General features: G+C 63.5%; 1 pseudogene. It reads left to right on the forward strand.

Annotation, left to right across the window (positions count from 1 at the left end):
* Positions 1-230 (forward strand): annotated as a pseudogene (locus KVT38_RS34415) (nickel ABC transporter, nickel/metallophore periplasmic binding protein); the annotation flags it as partial.

The raw sequence follows: 230 nt of genomic DNA on the forward strand, positions 1-230 counted from the left end.
TTCGCCGCTTTTACGCCCGCAGCCGCCTACCTGCCTACGACCGAGGGCATGGCGAACTCGCAGGTCCTGTTTGCGAAGATCGATGCCGTCACGGTACCCGCCGACGAGACTGCGCGCCGCTCGCTTTATGGGGAAATCTTGAAACGCGTTCACGACGAGGCCGTCTTCATCCCGCTTACGCACGGCAACGTCGCCGTCGTGGCGCCCCGCGATCTTCAGGGCATTGCCTT

This window comes from Cohnella sp. GbtcB17, from assembly GCF_019091135.1.
Lineage (GTDB): Bacteria > Bacillota > Bacilli > Paenibacillales > Paenibacillaceae > Cohnella.